Annotated in this window: 3 protein-coding genes; all 3 read right to left on the reverse strand. The window is 74.6% G+C overall.

What is annotated here, in order from left to right; genetic code table 11:
* Positions 1–39 precede the first annotated feature (39 nt).
* Positions 40–1059, reverse strand: a complete 1020-nt coding sequence (holA, locus tag ASG29_RS02185) for a DNA polymerase III subunit delta (protein ID WP_055979485.1) — start codon at positions 1057–1059, stop codon at positions 40–42.
* Positions 1056–1559, reverse strand: coding sequence for an LPS assembly lipoprotein LptE (gene lptE / locus ASG29_RS02190; protein ID WP_055979488.1), 504 nt, complete (start codon positions 1557–1559; stop codon positions 1056–1058). The genes holA and lptE overlap by 4 nt, the downstream gene beginning before the upstream one ends.
* Positions 1556–2041: class I tRNA ligase family protein (locus ASG29_RS02195; protein WP_156457875.1), on the reverse strand; the 486-nt coding region annotated here is incomplete at its 5' end. The genes lptE and ASG29_RS02195, both read right to left, overlap by 4 nt.

The raw sequence follows: 2041 nt of genomic DNA on the forward strand, positions 1-2041 counted from the left end.
CCCCCAGCCCCTCCCCTGAAGGGGAGGGGAGAAGAAGAGTTACCTCCCCCGCCCCCGCGCCTCCGCCAGCGCCAACAGCATCTGCCCCGCCAGCGCCCCGCCCGCCGACCCCGCCGCGATCGTGTCGCGTTGCGCCGCCGCCACCCGCGCCAGCGCGGCGCGCAGCGACCGCGCATCCCAGCGCCGCAGCGCCGCGGACGTCGCGCCCTCCTCCTTCCAGAACACGCGCGCGCGCTTCATCACCTGTTCGACGCCCTCGCCCGCATCCACCCCCGCGCGCATGTCCGCCAGCTGCACCAGCCGCCGCTCCAGCGCACGCAGCACCGGGATCGGCGAGGCGTCGGGCCCCTGCATCCGGCGCAGCGCCAGCGACACCGCCGCCGCGTCGCCCCCGACCACCGCGGTCACGATCTCGCCCGCCTCACCCTCCGCCAGCACCGCGCCGATCGCGGACAGCGCCTCCTCGTCCGCCTCCGCCGGGCGGTCGGGCGCGGCGTCCATGTACAGCGCCAGCTTCTCGACCTCGCGCGCCATCACCGCGCGATTCCCTTCCGCCGCGCGCACGATCCGCTGCGCCACCGCGGGTGCGATGCGCAGCCCCGCCTCGCGGGCCAGGTCGGTCGCCACTCCCGCCAGGTTGCGGTCGTCCGGCTGGTAGCAGGCGAAGGCCAGCGCGCGGTCCGATTCGATCGCCGCCTTCACCAGCTTCCCCGACGCCTTGACGCCGGGCGCGACCACCACCGCGGGATTGCCCGCGCGGTCCGCCGCCAGCAGCGCCTCGACCGCCGGGAACACGTCCTCCCCCGCGCCCGTCACGCGGATCGATCGCGCGCCGCCGAACAGCGACATCGACGCCGCCTCGTCCGCCAGCCGCGCGGGATCGCCGCGCAGGACGCCGGGTTCCAGGTCGACGCGCTCCGCCTCCGCCCCCATCGCCGCCGCCAGCCGCGCGGCCAGCGCCAGCGCCGTGGATTCGTCGGGACCGTGGAGCAGGTACAGCCTGATATCCGCGGGCGGGCGATCGAGCGCAGCCTTCAGCCGCGCCTCGGTCGCCTTCATCGCGTGCCCGCCGCCTTCGCCTCGCGCCGCGCATGGACCGCGACGCGCGCGACGATCTGGTCCGCGATCGTCTCGGCCAGCCGCTCCAGCGCGGTATTCTCCGCCGCGATCGTGGCATATTCGGATCCGACCACGTCGATCCCGGCGTCGGACCCCGCGGTCGCGTCCAGCACCACCGCGCCGCCCTGCGCCTCCACCAGCTGGTAGCGCGCGCGCAGCGTCCGCCGTTCGCGCGCGACCGAATCGTCGCTGCGGCTGCCGAGGCCCGCGATCTGGTCGTCCAGCCGGATATCCAGCCGGTAGCGCGCCGGTCCGCTTCCCAGCGCGCCGATGCGATCGCGCAGCGCGTTGGTGACCAGCCACCCCGCGCGTCCCTCGATCGGCGCGATGTCGATCCCCGCCAGCGCCTGCGCCACCGCGCCCTGCCGCCCGCCGGAATAGACCGGCTGGAGCCCGCACGCGGTCAGCAGCAACGGCACGAGAATCGCGAGCCGCGTCATGCGACGATGTTCACGAGGCGATCGGGAACGACGATCACCTTCTTCGGGGTCGCGCCGTCGAGCTGCTTCTGCACCTTCTCCGACGCCAGCGCCGCGGCCTCGATCGCGTCCTTCGGCAGGCCCTTCGCCAGCACCAGCGTATCGCGCAGCTTGCCGTTGACCTGCACCGCCACGGTCACCTCATCCTCGACCAGCAGCGCGGGATCGACCTCGGGCCAGGCCGCGTCGGCGACCAGCCCGTCGTGCCCGCGCGCCGCCCACGCCTCCTCCGCCAGATGCGGCGCCATCGGCGATACCAGCCGGATCATCGCCTCCACCGCGGCGTCGCGCGATGCGGATGGCGGCGCCTTCTCCACCGCGCTGGTCAGCTCGTACAGCTTGGCCACCGCCTTGTTGAACGACAGTGCCTCCAGGTCGGTCGCGATCCCCGCGATCGTGCGGTGCACCTTGCGGTCCAGCGCCGCGTCCGTTCCTCCCCGAGC

The organism is Sphingomonas sp. Leaf412 (genome assembly GCF_001425405.1).
GTDB lineage: Bacteria > Pseudomonadota > Alphaproteobacteria > Sphingomonadales > Sphingomonadaceae > Sphingomonas.